The organism is Pseudoalteromonas luteoviolacea, assembly GCF_001696455.1.
In the GTDB taxonomy this organism is placed as follows: Bacteria; Pseudomonadota; Gammaproteobacteria; order Enterobacterales; family Alteromonadaceae; genus Pseudoalteromonas; species Pseudoalteromonas luteoviolacea_C.
This window is the reverse complement of sequence record NZ_MAUJ01000090.1, coordinates 1-203: the sequence shown is the minus strand read 5'-3', so window position 1 is coordinate 203 and position 203 is coordinate 1. Positions and strand designations below refer to the sequence as shown.

The 203-nt window shown below is 39.4% G+C and carries 1 rRNA gene; it reads right to left on the bottom strand.

Going from position 1 to position 203, the window contains the following annotated elements:
• Positions 1-122: 122 nt before the first annotated feature.
• Positions 123-203, bottom strand: a 16S ribosomal RNA gene (locus tag A7985_RS25630); the annotation flags it as partial.

Below are 203 nucleotides of genomic sequence, written 5' to 3'. Positions count from 1 at the left end.
CTTGTTATTCGAGAATTTAATTATCAGCTTTCCAAATTTTTAAAGAGCAATATTAATTAGCTTACAAAAGCTAACTAACAATCATCTGTGTGGACACTTCGAACAAATCTGTTCTAAATCGTTAAGGAGGTGATCCAGCCCCAGGTTCCCCTAGGGCTACCTTGTTACGACTTCACCCCAGTCATGAATCACTCCGTGGTAAG